Origin of the sequence: Arthrobacter sp. CJ23, assembly GCF_024741795.1 — a bacterium.
GTDB lineage: Bacteria > Actinomycetota > Actinomycetes > Actinomycetales > Micrococcaceae > Arthrobacter.
On sequence record NZ_CP102950.1, the window covers coordinates 1,264,201 to 1,280,715 of the forward strand.

Here is a 16,515-nt window from a genome sequence, read left to right on the forward strand (position 1 = left end):
CAACTGCCGTTCAGGCGCCCTCCAGCGGATTCCCGCGAACCTCCGAGGCTACCGCCGAATCCGGCCACGATTCCTCACAGGCAACGAGCGTTATAGGGATGTGACCTGAATCACTTATCTTCCGGCTCCGATTGCATTAGTTTGAGTCTTAATCAGGAACACCTGGTAATCGCATCAAAGGCACGTTCGCACCTTTCGATCGAGGAGACTATCAATGTTTGATCTTTCCCAAGCGGCTCCCCGTGCGGCCAAGCTGACAGCGCTTGGAATCGGCGTGGCCCTTCTGGCCACGGCTTGTGGTGGGACGCCCGCCCCGAGTACGACTGGAACCACCACCACCGCCGCGGCCGGAGGCATTTCCTGCCCGGCGCCGGGTGCAGGGGCGGGAGCGGGCAACACCGCGGCTGCCACCCAAACGGGACCGGTGCCTGCCGCGACAACCACCACGGATACTGCGCTCAAGATTGGGTCGCTCCTGCCCACCACCGGCAACCTGGCCTTCCTCGGCCCACCCGAAATCGCCGGTGTGAACCTCGCTGTGAAGGAAGTCAATGCCGCCGGCGGCGTCCTGGGCAAGCCTGTGGAGGTCACGCACCGCGACTCCGGCGACACCAAGACGGATACTGCCACGCAGTCGGTCACGGCGCTCCTGGCCGGGGGCGCGCAGGCCATCATCGGTGCTGCGTCCTCCTCGGTCTCCAAGACGGTCATCAACCAGATCACCGGCGCCGGCGTCATCCAGTTCTCGCCGGCAAACACCTCGCCGGACTTCACCACCTGGGACGATAAGGGCCTGTACTGGCGCACCTCACCATCCGACGTCCTTCAGGGCAAGGTGCTGGGCAACTACATGGCCACATGTGGTGCGCAGACCGTTGGCATGATCGTCCTAAACGACGCCTACGGCACCGGCCTGCAGAAGAACGTCAAGGAGGCCTTCGTCGCGGCCGGTGGCAAGGTTGTTGCCGAGGAGCTCTACAACACCGGTGATTCGCAGTTCCAGGCACAGGTGGACAAGGTGGTTGCCGCCAAGCCGGACGCCATTGCCTTGATCACCTTTGACGAGGCCAAGTCCATCATTCCGCTCCTTACGGCCAAGGGCATCAAGGGCAGCCAGATGTTCCTTGTAGACGGAAACACCTCGGACTACAGCAAGAATTTCCAGCCAGGCACCCTCAAGGGAGCCCAGGGCACCATCCCGGGCACCTTCGCCAAGGACGCCTTCAAGCAGAAGCTGCTGGCAATCGATCCCGCGCTGAAGGACTACAGCTACGCCGGTGAGTCCTACGACGCCGTGAACCTGATCGCGCTGGCTTCCGAAGCGGCCAAGAGCACCAAGGGCACGGACATCGCAGCAAAACTCAAGGACGTGTCTGCAGTGGGTGACAAGTGCTCCGACTTCGCCTCCTGCGTGACGCTGCTTCGCAACGGCAAGGACATCGACTACGACGGCCAGTCCGGTCCGGTGACCTTCTCCGATGCCGGTGACCCCACTGAGGCGTACATCGGTATCTACGAATACGAGGACAGCAACAACTACAAGCCGGTCAAGGAAGAGTTCGGCAAGCTCTAAGCCGCACGAGCCTTAGCCAGCAACAGCAGAAGCCCTCGCCGGGAAACCGGCGGGGGCTTCTGCATGCGCCCCGTGTCCATGCGCCCTGTGTCCATGCGCCCGTTGTCCGTGCACCCGTTGTCCGTGCGCGCCCCGTGTCCATGCGCCCGTTGTCCGTGCACCCTGCGGCCGTCCACGTACTCCAGGGGGCTGCCTGTGCGCTCTGGCCCCCCGGGCACAAGCAAGGGGCCCTGCGGAAGCTTTGTGCTTCCGCAGGGCCCCTTGTGGAACGCCCGGTGGTGCCCCTACTCGACTTCGTCGGCCAGGGTGCCCAGGTACAGCTGGATGACCTTGGGGTCCTTCATGAGTTCCCGGCCGGTTCCGGTGTACGCGTCCTTGCCCTGGTCCAGGACATACCCCCGGTCGCAGATCTGCAGGCAGCGGCGGGCGTTTTGTTCCACCATGATGACGGAGACGCCGGCCCGGTTGATCTCATGGACCCGCAGGAACGTTTCGTCCTGCTTAACGGGGGAGAGGCCTGCCGAGGGCTCATCGAGGAGCAGCACGGCCGGTTCCATCATCAGCGCGCGTCCCATGGCCACCATCTGGCGTTCACCGCCGGACAGGGAACCGGCTCGCTGGGCGCGCCGCTTGCCGAGCTCCGGGAAGAGGCTGGTGACGAAGTCGAAGCGCTCCGCGAAGTCCTTCGGCCGCTGGAACATGCCCATCTGCATGTTTTCCTCGATGGTCAGCGTCGCGAACACATTGTTGGTCTGGGGCACGAAGCCCACGCCCTGCGTCACCAGCTTGTTGGCCTTGAGCCCGGTGAGGTCCTGCCCGCGAACCACCACGGAGCCGGAGTGGACCTTGACCAGGCCGAACATGGCCTTGAGCAGCGTCGACTTGCCGGCGCCGTTGGGGCCGATGATGCCGATCAATTCGCCCTTGCGGGCCTCGATGCTGCAGCCGTTCAGGATGTTGACGCCGGGCAGGTACCCGGCCACAAGATTGGTGACGGTGACGACGGCGTCGTCCGAGGGAGCCGTGCTGGGCGCCGGCATTGCGCTGGTTGCGCTCATTTCTGCTCCTCTTCCTGGGCTTCGGCAACTTCGGCGGCAATGACGTCCGTGGAGAGGATGCCTGCGTCTTCAGTGCCCACTACGGATTCCTCATCGGCTTCGAGTACGGCCTCGAGTTCCCTGATGCCTTCGGTGTCGCCAAGGTCCACGTCGTGGTGCGCGCCCAGGTAGGCGTCGATCACGGCGGGGTTCTTCATGACCTCGCCCGGCGGGCCTTCGGCCACGATCTTCCCTTCGGCCATGACCACCACCCAGTCGGCAATGTGGCGGACCATGTTCATGTCGTGCTCCACGAACAGCACGGTCATGCCCTCGGCCTTGAGGTTCTTGATGTGGTCCAGCAGCGACTGCGTCAGGGCCGGGTTAACACCGGCCATGGGCTCATCCAGCATCACGAGCTTGGGCCGGACCATCAGTGACCGGGCCATCTCCAGAAGCTTGCGCTGCCCGCCGGAGAGCGAGGCCGCGTAGTCGTCCTTCTTGGTGTCCAGCTTGAACTTCTCCAGCAGGACATTGGCCTGGGCGGTGATCTCCTTCTCACGGCCGCCCCACATGCCCTTGAACAGGGCCTTGGACAGCCGCTCGCCGGGCTGATCAGACGCACCGAGCCGCATGTTTTCCATGACCGTCAGCTTGCCCATGACCTTGGTCAGCTGGAAGGTCCGGACCATGCCCATGCGGGCCACCTTGTAGGAGGAAACTCCGGCAAGGCTGTTCCCCTCGAACTGCCATTTTCCGGTATTCGGAACATCGAATCCAGTCAGCAGATTGAACAGGGTGGTCTTGCCGGCTCCGTTGGGGCCAATCAATGCGGTGATCTTGTGCCGCGGGATTTCCAGGTATTCGACGTCGACGGCGCTGATGCCGCCAAAGTTCCTCGTGACATTCTCGGCCACCACGATCGGGTCCCGCTTCTTGCACCCAGGGGTGTTCTCTCCGGCGGCAATCGGACGGGTATCCGTCATGTAGTCGATGTTGTCTTCGTTGATGGTGCTCATGCGAACGCCAGCTCCTTCTTGTTGCCGAAGACGCCCTGCGGCCTGAAAATCATCAGGAGCATCAGGGCCACGCCGACGAGGATGAACCGCAGCTGGCCCGCTTGGACGATGGAGATAAAGGTGACTGCGCCTGATTCAATCAACCCGGCGAGCAGGTTCTGGGTCAAGGACAGGACCACCCAGAAGATCATGGCGCCGACGATCGGTCCGAGCACCGTGGACATGCCGCCCAGGAGAAGGACTGTCCAAAGGAAGAAGGTGAGGTCGGTCGCATAGTTTGCCGGCTGAACTGATCCTCTCGGCAGCGTGAACAGCAGACCCGCCAGGGCCCCGAGGACGCCGCCGATGATCAAGGCCTGCATCTTGTACGAGTAGACGTTCTTGCCGAGGGACCGTACGGCATTCTCATCTTCCCGGATTCCCTTCAGAACCCGTCCCCAAGGGCTGCGCATCAAAAGCCAAACAACCAGGGCGCAGATGATGATTACGGCCCAGCTCACCACCCGCACATACAGGTCACGGTGGCTCCAGCCGAACATGTAGGTTCCCGCTGGGAATGGATTGAAAGAGTCGAAGTCACGCTGGAATGAAGAGAGGCCGTCCGCGGAACCGGTGACCCGGAACAAGGTGTTTGTCGTGACGATGTAGCGGATGATTTCCGCCGCCGCAATCGTGACGATTGCCAGATAGTCGGCCCTCAAGCGAAGCGTCGGAATGCCCAGCAAGAGCGCAAAGACCACGGAGCACGTCACGGCGATGAGGAACCCCACGACGAACGGGACCTTGAAGGTCAGCGTCGAGATGGCAAAGCCATAGGCACCGACTGCCATGAAGCCGGCCTGTCCGAAGTTCAGCAGGCCGGAGTAACCGAAGTGAACGGCGAGGCCGAGCGCGGCCAGCGCATAGGCTGCCGTCGTAGGTGTCAAGAACTCGCCCAGTGCGAGAAGGAGGATGTTGCCGAAGTCCATTGTTGCTCCTAACCCACGCGCTCGCGCCGGCCCAGGATGCCCTGGGGACGGAAGAGGAGGACGATGATCATGACGACGAGCGCGCCGACGTACTTTAGGTCCGGTGGTAGTACGAGGCTGGTGAGCTCGATGAAGATGCCCACAACCAGCGAACCGATGAGCGCGCCAAATACGGTTCCGAGACCGCCAAGGGTGACACCGGCGAAGATGGCAAGCAGGATCTGCGAGCCCATGTCCCACGTGACGCCAGGCCGGTAGTAAGCCCACAGGACACCGCCCAAGGAGGCCAGCAGGCCTCCCACCACCCACACGATCCGGATGACGCCGTCGACGTCGATGCCCGAGGCCGCTGCGAGGGCGGGGTTGTCCGCGACGGCACGCGTGGCTTTTCCAAGCCGGGTCTTGAGTAGCCCAATCCCGACGATGGCGATCACCACAGCAGAAACCAGGAGGGACCACAGTGTGTTGGGTGAGACCGAGATCGGGCCGATCTCGACATTGATGACCTGGGCGCCGGGCAGCTGCTGGGTGGCGCCGCCGAAGAAGAACTGGAACACAAATCGGACCGCCAGCGCAAGGCCGATCGAGACAATCATCATGGGCACCAGGCCGGTGCCGCGACGCCGCAAGGGCTTCCACAGTCCTGTGTCCTGGATGAAACCGAAGCCTGCACCCACAAGCAATGACAGGGCTATGGCTATCCAGAGCGGCAGCCCCCATGCATTGAAGGCAAAAACGGCAAGGGCACCCAGCGTCACCATCTCCCCGTGGGCGAAGTTTGTCAGTCCGGTGGTGCCGAAGATGAGGGACAGGCCCACGGAGGCAAGCGCAAGCAGCAGGCCAAAACTCAGTCCGGCGACGAGGCGGTTGAGCAGGTTCTGGCCGAAGTCCTGTTCCTGGACCACAATGCCCTTGCCGAAGGCGAAGATCACCGAGAGGTTGGTGGTCTGGCTGAACGTGACATCGCGGGGGTTCTCCTGGCCGTCGGCGAGCTTTATGCCTTCCGGCAGCGTGGACGTATCCAGCTCAACCGTGTAGGTGCCCTGAACCGGGACGCCGATGTTCCACGATCCGTTGGCTCCCGAGGTTGCGGAGCCTTCGAAGTTGTTGCCTGTGGCGGTGATGCGGACGCCCGGAATCGGGGCCCGGGCGTCGTCGCGGAGGAAGCCGCTGATGTTGTTCTGGAAACTCTGCGGGGATGGCGAAGGCGATGGGGTGGTTGCCTGTGCCGAGGGAGCGGCGACCAGCAGGGTTGCTATGAGGGCCGCGAAAAACGCCCCCACGATTCTCTGCAGTCCTTTGGACCGTCTGATGGACGGGTCTCGCGGTGTGCTTCTCAAAATGGAAAACCTCCACAGTGGGGGTGGTCCCGGCTGCGCCTTTGCGGCCGGTGCGAACGGTTATGGGGGAGCGGCGCGTCTTTCGTTGCCTCGACTGTGATCTCCGTCACCCATGTGACGCCTATGTTACCGCTCTGAGGCGGCAAAAAATGCCCTCCGGAGGGCTGGAAACGTCGCGATCAGATAACAACCGTGAAGCTGCAGGCAACTGTTCATGTAGTCGGACTAAAGTAAACCTTTGTTGTTTCCCGGTGCTCCTAAAGAGTCGAGGAGCGGTTCATTGATGCCCGACGGCGGCGCCCGGGGAAGCGGGCACGTCACGGTTGCGTTGCGGCTCGGTCATCAAGGGAACTTTCCCGGGCGGCGGGACGTAGGACTTGGTACCGTGAACTATCACTACGCCCTTATTCAGGAGGACACCCGCAATGGCATCTGGCGGAAACCCGATCTTCAACGGAAAGTCTTTCCGTGGAGCAACGCAGGCACCGCCTGTTCCGCATAACCCGTATGCGCAGAACCCCTACGGCCAAAACCCGTACGGGCAGAACGCGTATGGCCAGAACGCGTATGGCCAGAACCCCTACGGCCAGAACCCGTATGGCCAGTTCGGCCAGGCGGCTCCGCAGCCGAACATGAGCCCTGAGCAGCTGCAGCAGATGTACAGCCAGCCTGCCGCAGGTCCGGCCGACACCGGCCGGATGACCTTTGACGACGTCATCATGAAGACTGTCGCCTGCCTGGTGGTCCTGGTCCTTGGTGCTGCCGTCACGCTCTTCGTTGCCCCGGCCCTGTCCACCATCCTCATGGTGGTAGGCGCCCTGGGCGGCTTCGTGCTGGCCCTCGTCAACACGTTCAAGAAGCAGCCGTCGCCGGCCCTGATCCTGGCGTACGCCGGACTTGAGGGCCTCTTCCTGGGCGGCCTGACACGCGTCCTGGACGGCATGTTCCCGGGTGTCGGCCTGCAGGCCGTCATCGGCACCCTGGCCGTCTTCGGCGTCACGCTCCTGCTCTTCAAGAGCGGCAAGGTGCGCGCCACTCCCAAGCTGATGCGCTTCTTCATGATCGCCACCATCGGCTACGCCGTCTTCGCCCTGATCAACATGGTGATGATGATGACCGGCGCCGTCGACGAGCCCTTCGGCCTGCGGACGAGCGTCACCATCGCCGGCATCCCGCTCGGTGTCCTCATCGGCATCCTGGCCATCGGCCTGGCCGCATTCTCCCTGATCATGGACTTCACCAGCATCGAGGAAGGCGTCCGTGCCGGCGCCCCGGAGCGCTACTCCTGGACCGCCGCCTTCGGCCTCACCGTGACGCTCGTGTGGCTCTACGTGGAGATCATCCGTTTGCTCGCGATCCTGCGCGGCGACGACTAGCGCCGGCGGTACAGCATGAAAATGCCCCCGAAGATTCGTCTTCGGGGGCATTTCGTTTGGATGGGTCGTCAGGAGAGCCGCTCCAGCACCACCGCCATGCCCTGCCCGCCGCCCACGCAGAGCGTTGCCAGGCCCAGCGTGCCGTCCCGTTCGCGCAGCCCGTTGATCAGCGTGGTGGTCAGGCGCGCTCCTGTCATGCCGAAGGGGTGGCCCAGCGCGATGGCGCCGCCGTGGACGTTGAGCTTCTCCTCGCCTATCCCCAGTTCCCTGGCGCTGGCCACCACCTGGACGGCGAAGGCCTCGTTGAGTTCCACCAGGTCGATGTCCGCCATCATCAGTCCGGCCTGGGCGAGCGCCCGGCGCGTGGATTCCACGGGTCCCATGCCCATGAGCTCGGGGGAGAGGGCGCTGACGCCGGTGGAGACGATCCGGGCCAGCGGCGTGAGCCCGAGTTCGCGGGCGCGCACATCGCTCATCACCACCACGGCCGCGGCGCCGTCGTTGAGCGGGCAGGCGTTCCCGGCGGTGACGGTGCCCTCGCGGCGGAAGACGGGCTCCAGGGCCGCGACGGCGTCGAGGGTCACTCCCGGCCGGGGCGAGTCGTCGCGGTCCAGCACGGTGCCGTCCCGGCGCGCGTACGGGGTGATTTCGCGGGTGAAGTAGCCTGAGGCAATCGCTGCCTCGGCCCGGTTCTGGCTCAGGACGCCCCAGGAGTCCTGCTCGGCCCTGCTGATGCCGTGGCTCGTGGCCACGTTCTCGGCCGTCTGGCCCATGGCGATGTACACGTCCGGCAGGCGGCCGCCCAGGCGCGGGTCCGTCCAGGGCGTGTTCGACGCCGCCCTGGCCGCCGTGCGCTGGCCCGCGGCCTTGAAGAGGGGGTTGTGGTTGCCGGCATCCGTTTCGCCTGCGCCGGCCCAGTCCTGGTAGCGCGATACGCACTCCACCCCGGCCGAGACGATGGCGTGGGCCTCGCCCGCCTTGATGGCATGGAACGCCATCCGGAGGGTCTGCAGGCTCGAGGCGCAGAAGCGGTTGACGGTGGCGGCCGGAACGTTGTCCAGGCCGGCCAGCACTGCCACCACCCGGGCCATGTTGGAGCCGGCCTCGCCGCTGGGTTCGGCACAGCCCAGCAGGATGTCGTCGAGCCCGCGCCCGTCCGTGGCAGCGGGATCGAAGCCGGGCAGTTTCGCCAGGGCCGCGGTGACCATGGCCGTGGCGAGGTCGTCCGGACGTTCCTCCTTGAGGGATCCCTTGAATGCGCGCCCGATGGGGCTCCGCGCCGTGGAAACGATGACAGCCTCAGTCATGGCCCCAGCTTACGCCCGGCCCCCGGCGATGCGCCGGGGGCCGGGGGCACATGACGCTTAGGCGATCCGGCGGGCGCCGGCTGCCGGGGTGACCGTGAAGATGTCCGGAGCCGCGTAGCCGGCCTCCGCGAAGGAACGCACGACGGCGTCGCGCACCGCCTGCTCATGCTCCACCGGGGTGAGGGCAATGGCGGAGCCGCCGAAGCCTCCTCCCGTCATGCGGGCGCCGATGGCTCCGTTGGCGCGGCTCGTGTCCACGGCGAGGTCCAGTTCGGGGCAGGAGATTTCGAAGTCGTCCCGCATGGACGCGTGGCTCGCATCGAGCAGGGCGCCGATCCCGGCCGGACCGTCGGTGCCGAGGGTCTTGACGGTCTGCAGTACGCGCTCGTTTTCGCTGACCACGTGGCGCACCCGCCGCAGGGTGATGGGGTCCAGCAAGGCCGCGGCGTCGTCCAGTGCCGCCATTCCGACGTCGCGCAGTGCCTTGACGCCCAGCAGCCCGGCACCCAGCTCGCACGAGGCACGCCGGGACGCATAGCCGCCGTCGGCGTGGGAATGCGAGACCTTGGTGTCGATCACCAGCAGGACCAGCCCGGCGGTTTCGGCGTCGAAGGGGACCAGTTCGACGTGCTGGTCCCGGCAGTCCAGGAACACGGCCCGGCCCTTGGCGCCGCGCAGCGAGGCGGACTGGTCCATGATGCCGGTGGGGGCGCCCACAAAGGCATTCTCGGCCCGCTGGGTGGCCAGCACCAGCTCTTCCGCGCCGAGCCGGGCGTCCGTGAGCTCATTGAGGGCCGAGATGACGGCGCATTCGATCGCGTGCGAGGAGGAGAGCCCCGCGCCGGAGGGGACATCCGAGTCGAGCAGCAGATCGAATCCGGGGACCTCGATGCCGCGTTCCTGCAGCGCCCAGGCCACGCCGAGCGGATACCGGGTCCACCCGGATCCCGAGCCCGGGGCGAGTCCGGCAAGGCTGGCCTCGGCCAGGTCCTGCCCGCCGAAGGTGGACAGCAGTCGGACCGTGGAGTCGTCGCGGAGCCGCAGCGCCACCCGGGCCGTCCTGTCGATCGCGAAAGGCAGCACGAAGCCTTCGTTGTAGTCGGTGTGCTCACCGATCAGGTTCACGCGCCCCGGCGCCTGCCAGACGCCGTCGGGGGCTGTCCCGAAGGTTTCCTTAAAGCGGGCGGCGAGGACGCCGGCCTCGGTGGTGGTGGTCATGCTCGGGTGCCTTCCAGTGCGGGGGCCGGAACTGCCGCGACCGCGCGCAGGCGCTCGGCCACGGATTCCGGAGTGGTGTCATTGATGAACGCTCCCATGGCCGCCTCCGAGCCCGCAAGGAACTTCAGCTTGTCCGCCGCGCGGCGCGGTGACGTGAGCTGCAGGTGGAGGTGCCCGGCGGGACGCAGGACGCTGTCCAGGGGAGCCTGGTGCCAGGCCGAAATGTAGGGGGTGGGCGTCGGGTACAGGGCGTCAAAGCGCCGGAGCAGGTCCAGGTACACATGGGCAAGCTCGTCGCGCTCGCCGCCTGTCAGGGCCGCAAGGTCCGGCACCGGGCGGTGTGGGACCAGGTGGACTTCCAGCGGCCAGCGGGCCGAGAAGGGCACGTAGGCACTGAAATGCTCGCCCTCCAGGACCATGCGGCTGCCGTCCTCCCGTTCGGCTCGCAGCAGCGAGGCCGTCAGCGTATCCGTGCCGTTGGCGTCGTCGTAGTACTTCCGGGCCGCGCTGCCGAGGGCGGCGGCACGCGGGGTGACGTAGGGGTAGGCGTAGATCTGGCCGTGCGGGTGGTGCAGGGTCACGCCGATGTCCGCGCCGCGGTTCTCGAAGGGGAAGACCTGCTTGATCCCGTTCATGGCGCTGAGGGCCTCCGTGCGCTGGGCCCAGGCCTCGATGACGGTCCGTGCACGCGTCTCGCCCAGTTCGCTGAAGGAGCCGGTGTGCTCGGGGGTGAAAGAGACCACTTCGCAGCGGCCGTAGGCGGGGACCGTGGTGCCGTGCGGTGCGGAGTCCGGAACGGCGCCGAGGGCCGGGCCCAGGGAGGGGAAGCGGTTTTCGAACACCACGACGTCGTAGTCCGGCGCCGGGATCTCTGAAGGGTTCGCCGCGGTGGTGGGGCAGATGGGGCACTGGTCCGCCGGCGGGAGGTGGGTCCGGCCCTGCCGGTGGGCGGCGACGGCAACCCAGTCGCCGGAGAGGGCGTCGAACCTTAGTTCTCCCGGTTCGCCGCGGCCGGGCAGCTCCCGGCGGTCCTCCAGGGCGTCCGCGCTGCGGGGTGCCGTGCCGGCGTCGTCGAAGTAGAGCAGTTCACGGCCGTCCGCGAGATTCGTGCTGGTGATGCGCGTCATGGACCCATCATTCCACGAAACTCCCAAAAGCGCATAGTTTCAAACAAAAAGTAACAATTGTTGGAAGGTCAGGACCACGGAAGTGCAGTACGGTGGTGCCATGCCTTCTGCCACACCACCCGCCGGAACCGGCGATGATTCCGCCCACCGCCGCTTCGCCAGCGGACGCCAGTTCGAACTGCGCCGCGGCGACGCGCTCGCGGTCGTCACCGAACTCGCGGCCGGGCTGCGCCTGTACTCCCGCGCCGGCGTCGAACTGACGGAAAGCTACGGCGACGCCGACATCCCGCCCGGCGCCACCGGCATCACGCTCGCACCGTGGGCCAACCGCGTGGAGGACGGCATCTGGTATCTGGGCGGCAAGAAGCAGCAGCTGGACATCAGCGAGGTCTCCCGCAACAACGCCAGCCACGGCCTCCTGCGCAACGCCCCCTACGGACTCGTGGACGAATCGGAATTCTCCGTGACCCTTGAGGCCACGGTCTTCCCGCAGCACGGCTACCCCTTCCTGGTCCGGCACCGTGTCCGCTACGAACTCGACGCCGGGCTGGACCTGCGGGTGTCCCAGACACTGGTGAACGACTCCGGCAGCGCCGCGCCCTTTGTGCTCGGCTCCCACCCCTACCTGCGCCTGGGCGAGGTCCCCAGCGAAGAGCTGGTGCTGACCGTCCAGGCCGGCACCCGGCTGGTGGCCGATGAACGGCTCATCCCGCGCAGCACCGCCCCCGTGGACGGGGACTTCGACCTTTCGACAGGAGCCCGCGTGGCCGGGCTGGACCTCGACGTCGCCTACACGGACCTGGCGTTCGACGGCGGCATGGCCCGCCACGTGCTGACCGCGCCGGATGGCCGCAGCGTCAGCCTGGAACAGGACGAGAGCTGCGCCTACGTCCACGTGTTCGTCACGGACGGCTTCCCTGGCCGCGCCAAGGCAGTGGCGATCGAACCCATGACCGGGCCCGCCAACGCCTTCAACAGCGGCGACGGGCTCCGCTGGATCGCCCCGGGGGAGTCGTTCACCATGAACTGGGCAATTACCGCATCCCTCTGACGGTTTCCCATCCGGGACCGGCTGCGGAAGTATGGGGGCATGACGCCAGCACAGGACGCCAAAGCCCCCACTGACCGACAGATTTCCGAGGATCTCCCCTACGGGATCCGGATCGCCGCCGCCTGGTCGTGGCGGCTGGGACTCATCCTGCTGATGGTCGGCGCCCTCGTGTGGCTGCTGGGGAGGGTCAGCTTCCTCATCATTCCGGTCATGGTGGCCGCGCTGCTGGCCGGCCTTCTGCACCCGGTCACCGCCTGGCTCAAGGGCAGGAAAGTACCCACCGGCGGCGCCGTCGCCCTGACGGTGGTGGGGTTCGTCGGCTTGATCGCCGGCGCGCTCGCCCTGGTGGGGCGCCAGCTCTACAACGGCTTCGGGGAACTCTGGCAGCAGGCGCTGACGGGCATCCAGCAGATCCAGTCCTGGCTGGCCGACGGGCCCTTGCACCTGACCGCCGACCAGATCGACAAATACATTTCGGAGGGCGTCGCGGCCCTGCAAAGCAACAGCAGCAGCATCCTCAGCGGCGCCCTGTCCTTTGGCAGCACGGCCGGGCACTTTGCCGCCGGATTGGTCCTGGCGCTGTTCATCCTGATCTTCTTCCTGCTCGAAGGCAGCCGCATCTGGGGCTTCCTGGTGCGGCTGCTGCCCCGCAAGGCCCGCACCGCCGTCGACGGTGCCGGGCGCCGCGGCTGGACCTCCATGGTCAGCTACGTACGCATCCAGATGTTCGTCGCCTTCGTGGACGCCGTGGGCATCGGCGTGGGCGCGGCCATCATCCAGGTGCCTCTGGCGCTGCCCCTGGCCGTGCTGGTGTTCATCGGTTCCTTCATCCCTGTGGTGGGTGCCCTCGTCACCGGCGCCATCGCCGTGCTGCTTGCCCTCGTCGCCAACGGTCCCGTCAACGCGCTCATCATGCTGGCCATCGTGCTGCTGGTCCAGCAGTTGGAAAGCCACATCCTGCAGCCCCTCGTGATGGGCAAGGCCGTGGCCCTCCATCCCGTGGCCGTCATCCTTTCCGTAGCCGCCGGATCCTACCTGGCAGGCATCCCCGGCGCGCTGTTCGCCGTCCCGCTCCTGGCCGTAGCAAATTCGGCGGTTCGCTACATAGCCGCCCGGACGTGGGAACATGATGAAGGATTAGCCGCGGCGGAGCTGCGCGCGGAGGCCGAATTGCCTGGCCCCGGCACGGACACCACCATCAAGGAAATCCACTTGCCGGGCGGGAAATCCGGCCGCGGCAAGGATGCTGCACAGAAGAGTACGGCCGCAGAAGGGAAGTCCGTTGAGGACCCTGCAGCCGACACCACCAAAGGAGAATAACCAGTGAATACCCTCGAAACCCTGCCCGTCACCCTGGACGATGTCCTCAAGGCGCAGGAGCTCCTCGAGGGCATTATTACCAAGACCCCCATCGAGACCTCCCGTGCCCTCGGCGCCATGGTGGGCGGTGACGTCTTCTTCAAGTGCGAGAACCTCCAGCGCGCCGGTTCCTTCAAGGTCCGCGGCGCCTATGTGCGCATGGCCCGGCTCTCCCCGGAGGAGAAGAAGCGCGGCGTCGTGGCGGCCTCGGCAGGCAACCACGCCCAGGGTGTGGCCGTTGCCGCCAAGAGCTTGGGCATCAAGGCCCGTATCTACATGCCCCTCGGCGTTGCCCTGCCCAAGCTGGCCGCAACGCGCAGCCACGGTGCTGAGGTGGTGTTGCACGGCCACAACGTTGACGAGGCCCTCGCCGAGGCGCAGCGCTACGCCAACGAGACCGGCGCCGTCTTCGTGCACCCCTTCGACAACGTGGACGTCGTTGCCGGCCAGGGCACCATCGGCCTGGAAATCCTGGAGCAGATCCCCAACGTGGACACCATCCTGATGGGCGTCGGCGGCGGCGGGCTGCTCGCCGGCGTCGCCGTCGCCGTCAAGGCCCGGGCGAAGGAACTGGGCCGGGAGATCCGGATCATCGGCGTCCAGGCGGAAAACGCGGCCGCCTACCCGCCCTCCCTCGCCGCCGACGCACTGGTGCCGCTGAAGAAGGTCTCCACGATGGCCGACGGCATCGCAGTCGGACGCCCGGGCCAGCTGCCCTTCAGCATCATCCGCGAACTCGTGGACGATGTGGTCACCGTCAGCGAGGATTCCCTCGCCCGTGCGCTGATCTTCCTGCTGGAACGGGCCAAGATGGTGGTGGAACCGGCCGGTGCCGTGGGAGTTGCCGCGCTCATGGACGGCAAGATCGAAAACCCGGGCACCACAGCCGTCATCCTCTCCGGCGGCAACATCGACCCCATGCTCATGCTCAAGGTGATCCAGCGCGGCCTCTCCGCCGCGGGGCGCTTCATGACCGTGCGCATGATGCTCGATGACCGCCCTGGCTCCCTGGCGACCATCGCCCGCATCATCGCCGAGAACGATGCCAACGTCACCGGCCTGGACCACACCCGCGTGGGCGGTTCCATCAGCATGGGCGACGTCTCCATTACCGTAAACCTGGAAACCAAGGGCCACGAACACAGCGAGCAGGTCCTGGCCGCGCTGCGTGCCGAGGGCTTCCAGCCCATCGTGGTGCACTGACAGGGGGAAGGCCATGGTGCTCGGAACACCCGGAAGCGGGAGCGGAACCGCCAGGGAATCACTAGCGGAACGGGCCAAGGGCGGGCTGCTCTTCATGGGCGGCTTCGTCATCCTGCTGTACGTGATCGAGCTCGTGAACACCGTCATGCAGCACAGCCTCAACGGCACCTTCGGGCTGCGGCCGCGGAACATCAACGGCGTGCTGGACATCCTCACGTTTCCGCTGCTCCACGCCAACCTGGGGCACCTGCTCTCCAACACGCTGCCGCTCATCATTTTCGGCTTCCTCGTGTTCCTCGCCGGCGTGCGCATCTTCCTGACCGCCCTGGCCTTCAGCTGGCTGGGCTCCGGCACCGTGGTGTGGCTGATCGGCGGGGGAGGCGTGACCGTGGGTGCCTCGGGCCTGGTGTTCGGCTTCTTCGCCTTCCTGCTGGTGCGCGGCTTCTTCAACCGGAGCTGGTGGCAGATCCTGCTGTCCGTTGTGCTCTTCATGGCCTACGGCAGCATCCTGTTCGGTGTGCTGCCCACCGTCATGGGCTTTGTCTCCTGGCAGGCGCACCTCGGCGGTGCCCTAGGCGGCATCGCCGCTGCGGTCCTGCTCCGGCCCAAGCGCGGGATCGCCGCCTAATGCAGGGCGCCTCACCCAAGTAACTCGCAGTTGTGGTTGTTATGAGGGCTCAAAACAACCACAACTGCGAGTCAGTTGGGCAAAGCGGCACAAAAACGCCGGCCCGCCCCGTGAAGGGGAGGGCCGGCGTCGTGCTTTAAGGCTGCTTAGCCGACGTACGGCTTGGCGGAAACGATCTCCACCGGGATGACCTTGCCGTTGGGGGCGGTGTAGCTGAGCTTGTCGCCCTCCTTGTGGCCCATGATCGCGGCACCGAGGGGGGACTTCTCGCTGAAGACGTCCATATCGGAATTGCCGGCGATTTCGCGGGAGCCGAGCAGGAAGGTCTCTTCGTCACCGGCGATGCGGGCGACAACCAGCATGCCGGGCTCAACGATTCCGTCGTCAGCCGGGGCCTCGCCCACCTGGGCATCGCGCAGGAGCGCGGTGAGCTGGCGGATGCGGGCTTCGATCTTGCCCTGCTCTTCCTTGGCTGCGTGGTAGCCGCCGTTTTCCTTGAGGTCACCCTCCTGGCGCGCGGCTTCGATCTTCTGGACAATTTCCGCCCGGCCTGCACCGGAAAGGTGGTCCAGCTCTGCCTTCAGGCGGTCAAAAGCTTCCTGGGTAAGCCAAGCTGCAGGCGCGCTGTTGGTGGTAGACACGGATTTCTCCTTATGGATCTGACAAGCAAAAGACCCCGCCGAGGTGGCCACTCGTGGAACTCAGTAACCAACTTAGCGGGGTGAAGGTATTTGATCCAGTGTAGTCAATGCTGTGGATAAACCCAAGCTGGCTGAGAGGTGGCTCACACGAATGTCATTTGCCGCTGTCCACGATCCAGCAGCTGTCGACGACGCCGGACACGGCCGCGGACTCCGTCCGCAGAACCGTGCGCTGGGCGGTGGTGCTGCCGCCGTCGGCGCCTGCCTTGGGATCGTTCGGGCCGATCTCCACAACCTTCCAGCCCACCACGGCGAACTTGGAGTCCATCGCCTTGATGGCGCACTTGGCCGTGGCTCCCGGGTACTTGGTGACCTGGTAATCCACCTCGACCTGCGTCTCGTCCACGGTGCTGTAGCCCACGTCCTTGAAGGTCACCGGTGTCTGCGCGGAGGACGTGGCGATCCAGGCCATGAAGGCCATGGCCAGCACGAGGGCGGCGATGACGATGTTGCGTTTGGTCTTGCCGCCCAGGGCGCGCTTTTGGCCGCCGTAGCGATTGGCTAGGCTGTTAGTTGCCGGCAGCGCGGTGGCCGATGGGTCCTCGGAAGTCACCCGTCCAGTTTAGTTCGGATCCCGGCTCCTTCGTTGCACCGCCCTTGCGCCGCCC

General features: G+C 65.9%; 15 protein-coding genes. 6 read left to right on the forward strand and 9 right to left on the reverse strand.

Annotated elements, in window-relative coordinates:
- Positions 1-214: 214 nt before the first annotated feature.
- Positions 215-1,573, forward strand: coding sequence for an ABC transporter substrate-binding protein (locus NVV90_RS05690; RefSeq protein ID WP_258440220.1), 1,359 nt, complete (start codon positions 215-217; stop codon positions 1,571-1,573).
- Positions 1,574-1,857: 284 nt separating this feature from the next.
- Here the strand turns inward: NVV90_RS05690 and NVV90_RS05695 are convergent, their stop codons facing one another.
- Genes NVV90_RS05695 through NVV90_RS05710 form a run of 4 tightly spaced genes read right to left on the reverse strand, consistent with a single transcriptional unit; the run spans position 1,858 to position 5,880 of the window.
- Complete coding sequence (locus tag NVV90_RS05695; RefSeq protein WP_258440221.1) at positions 1,858-2,631, reverse strand: ABC transporter ATP-binding protein; 774 nt, start codon at positions 2,629-2,631, stop codon at positions 1,858-1,860.
- The gene (locus tag NVV90_RS05700; RefSeq protein ID WP_258440223.1) at positions 2,628-3,629 is read right to left on the reverse strand and encodes an ABC transporter ATP-binding protein; all 1,002 of its coding nucleotides are present in this window, start codon (positions 3,627-3,629) and stop codon (positions 2,628-2,630) included. The genes NVV90_RS05695 and NVV90_RS05700 overlap by 4 nt, the downstream gene beginning before the upstream one ends.
- Positions 3,626-4,597 carry a branched-chain amino acid ABC transporter permease gene (locus NVV90_RS05705; RefSeq protein ID WP_258440224.1) on the reverse strand — a complete coding sequence of 324 codons (972 nt, stop codon included), beginning with the start codon at positions 4,595-4,597 and terminating at the stop codon, positions 3,626-3,628. Before NVV90_RS05705 ends, NVV90_RS05700 begins: the two co-directional genes overlap by 4 nt.
- A gap of 8 nt (positions 4,598-4,605) precedes the next feature.
- Entirely contained in the window at positions 4,606-5,880 is a 1,275-nt protein-coding gene (locus NVV90_RS05710; RefSeq protein ID WP_258440225.1) for a branched-chain amino acid ABC transporter permease, read from the reverse strand.
- 482 nt (positions 5,881-6,362) lie between these two features.
- Here NVV90_RS05710 and NVV90_RS05715 point away from each other — a divergent pair, with 482 nt between their 5' ends.
- Positions 6,363-7,313 carry a Bax inhibitor-1/YccA family protein gene (locus NVV90_RS05715; RefSeq protein ID WP_258440226.1) on the forward strand — a complete coding sequence of 317 codons (951 nt, stop codon included), beginning with the start codon at positions 6,363-6,365 and terminating at the stop codon, positions 7,311-7,313.
- A gap of 68 nt (positions 7,314-7,381) precedes the next feature.
- Here the strand turns inward: NVV90_RS05715 and NVV90_RS05720 are convergent, their stop codons facing one another.
- Genes NVV90_RS05720 through galT form a run of 3 tightly spaced genes read right to left on the reverse strand, consistent with a single transcriptional unit; the run spans position 7,382 to position 10,965 of the window.
- Entirely contained in the window at positions 7,382-8,620 is a 1,239-nt protein-coding gene (locus tag NVV90_RS05720; RefSeq protein WP_258440227.1) for an acetyl-CoA C-acetyltransferase, read from the reverse strand.
- A gap of 57 nt (positions 8,621-8,677) precedes the next feature.
- A complete protein-coding gene (gene galK, locus NVV90_RS05725; protein ID WP_258440229.1) occupies positions 8,678-9,838 on the reverse strand; it encodes a galactokinase in 1,161 nt (386 codons plus the stop codon).
- Positions 9,835-10,965, reverse strand: coding sequence for a galactose-1-phosphate uridylyltransferase (gene galT, locus NVV90_RS05730; RefSeq protein WP_258440231.1), 1,131 nt, complete (start codon positions 10,963-10,965; stop codon positions 9,835-9,837). The genes galK and galT overlap by 4 nt, the downstream gene beginning before the upstream one ends.
- Positions 10,966-11,065: 100 nt before the next feature.
- Between galT and NVV90_RS05735 the strand changes: the two genes are divergently transcribed.
- Genes NVV90_RS05735 through NVV90_RS05750 form a run of 4 tightly spaced genes read left to right on the forward strand, consistent with a single transcriptional unit; the run spans position 11,066 to position 15,206 of the window.
- Positions 11,066-12,016 carry an aldose 1-epimerase family protein gene (locus tag NVV90_RS05735; RefSeq protein ID WP_258440232.1) on the forward strand — a complete coding sequence of 317 codons (951 nt, stop codon included), beginning with the start codon at positions 11,066-11,068 and terminating at the stop codon, positions 12,014-12,016.
- 39 nt (positions 12,017-12,055) lie between these two features.
- On the forward strand, positions 12,056-13,336 hold the full coding sequence (locus tag NVV90_RS05740; protein WP_258440233.1) for an AI-2E family transporter: 1,281 nt from the start codon (positions 12,056-12,058) through the stop codon (positions 13,334-13,336).
- A 3-nt stretch (positions 13,337-13,339) separates the two neighbouring features.
- A complete protein-coding gene (gene ilvA, locus NVV90_RS05745; RefSeq protein WP_258440234.1) occupies positions 13,340-14,578 on the forward strand; it encodes a threonine ammonia-lyase in 1,239 nt (412 codons plus the stop codon).
- 13 nt (positions 14,579-14,591) lie between these two features.
- Entirely contained in the window at positions 14,592-15,206 is a 615-nt protein-coding gene (locus tag NVV90_RS05750; RefSeq protein ID WP_258440235.1) for a rhomboid family intramembrane serine protease, read from the forward strand.
- Between the two features lie 146 nt (positions 15,207-15,352).
- On the opposite strand, the gene greA is transcribed toward NVV90_RS05750, so the two are convergent.
- Positions 15,353-15,847: a transcription elongation factor GreA gene (greA, locus tag NVV90_RS05755; RefSeq protein WP_258440236.1), complete on the reverse strand. Its 495-nt coding sequence runs from the start codon at positions 15,845-15,847 to the stop codon at positions 15,353-15,355.
- A gap of 154 nt (positions 15,848-16,001) precedes the next feature.
- A complete protein-coding gene (locus NVV90_RS05760) occupies positions 16,002-16,460 on the reverse strand; it encodes a DUF4307 domain-containing protein (protein WP_258440237.1) in 459 nt (152 codons plus the stop codon).
- Positions 16,461-16,515 lie beyond the last annotated feature (55 nt).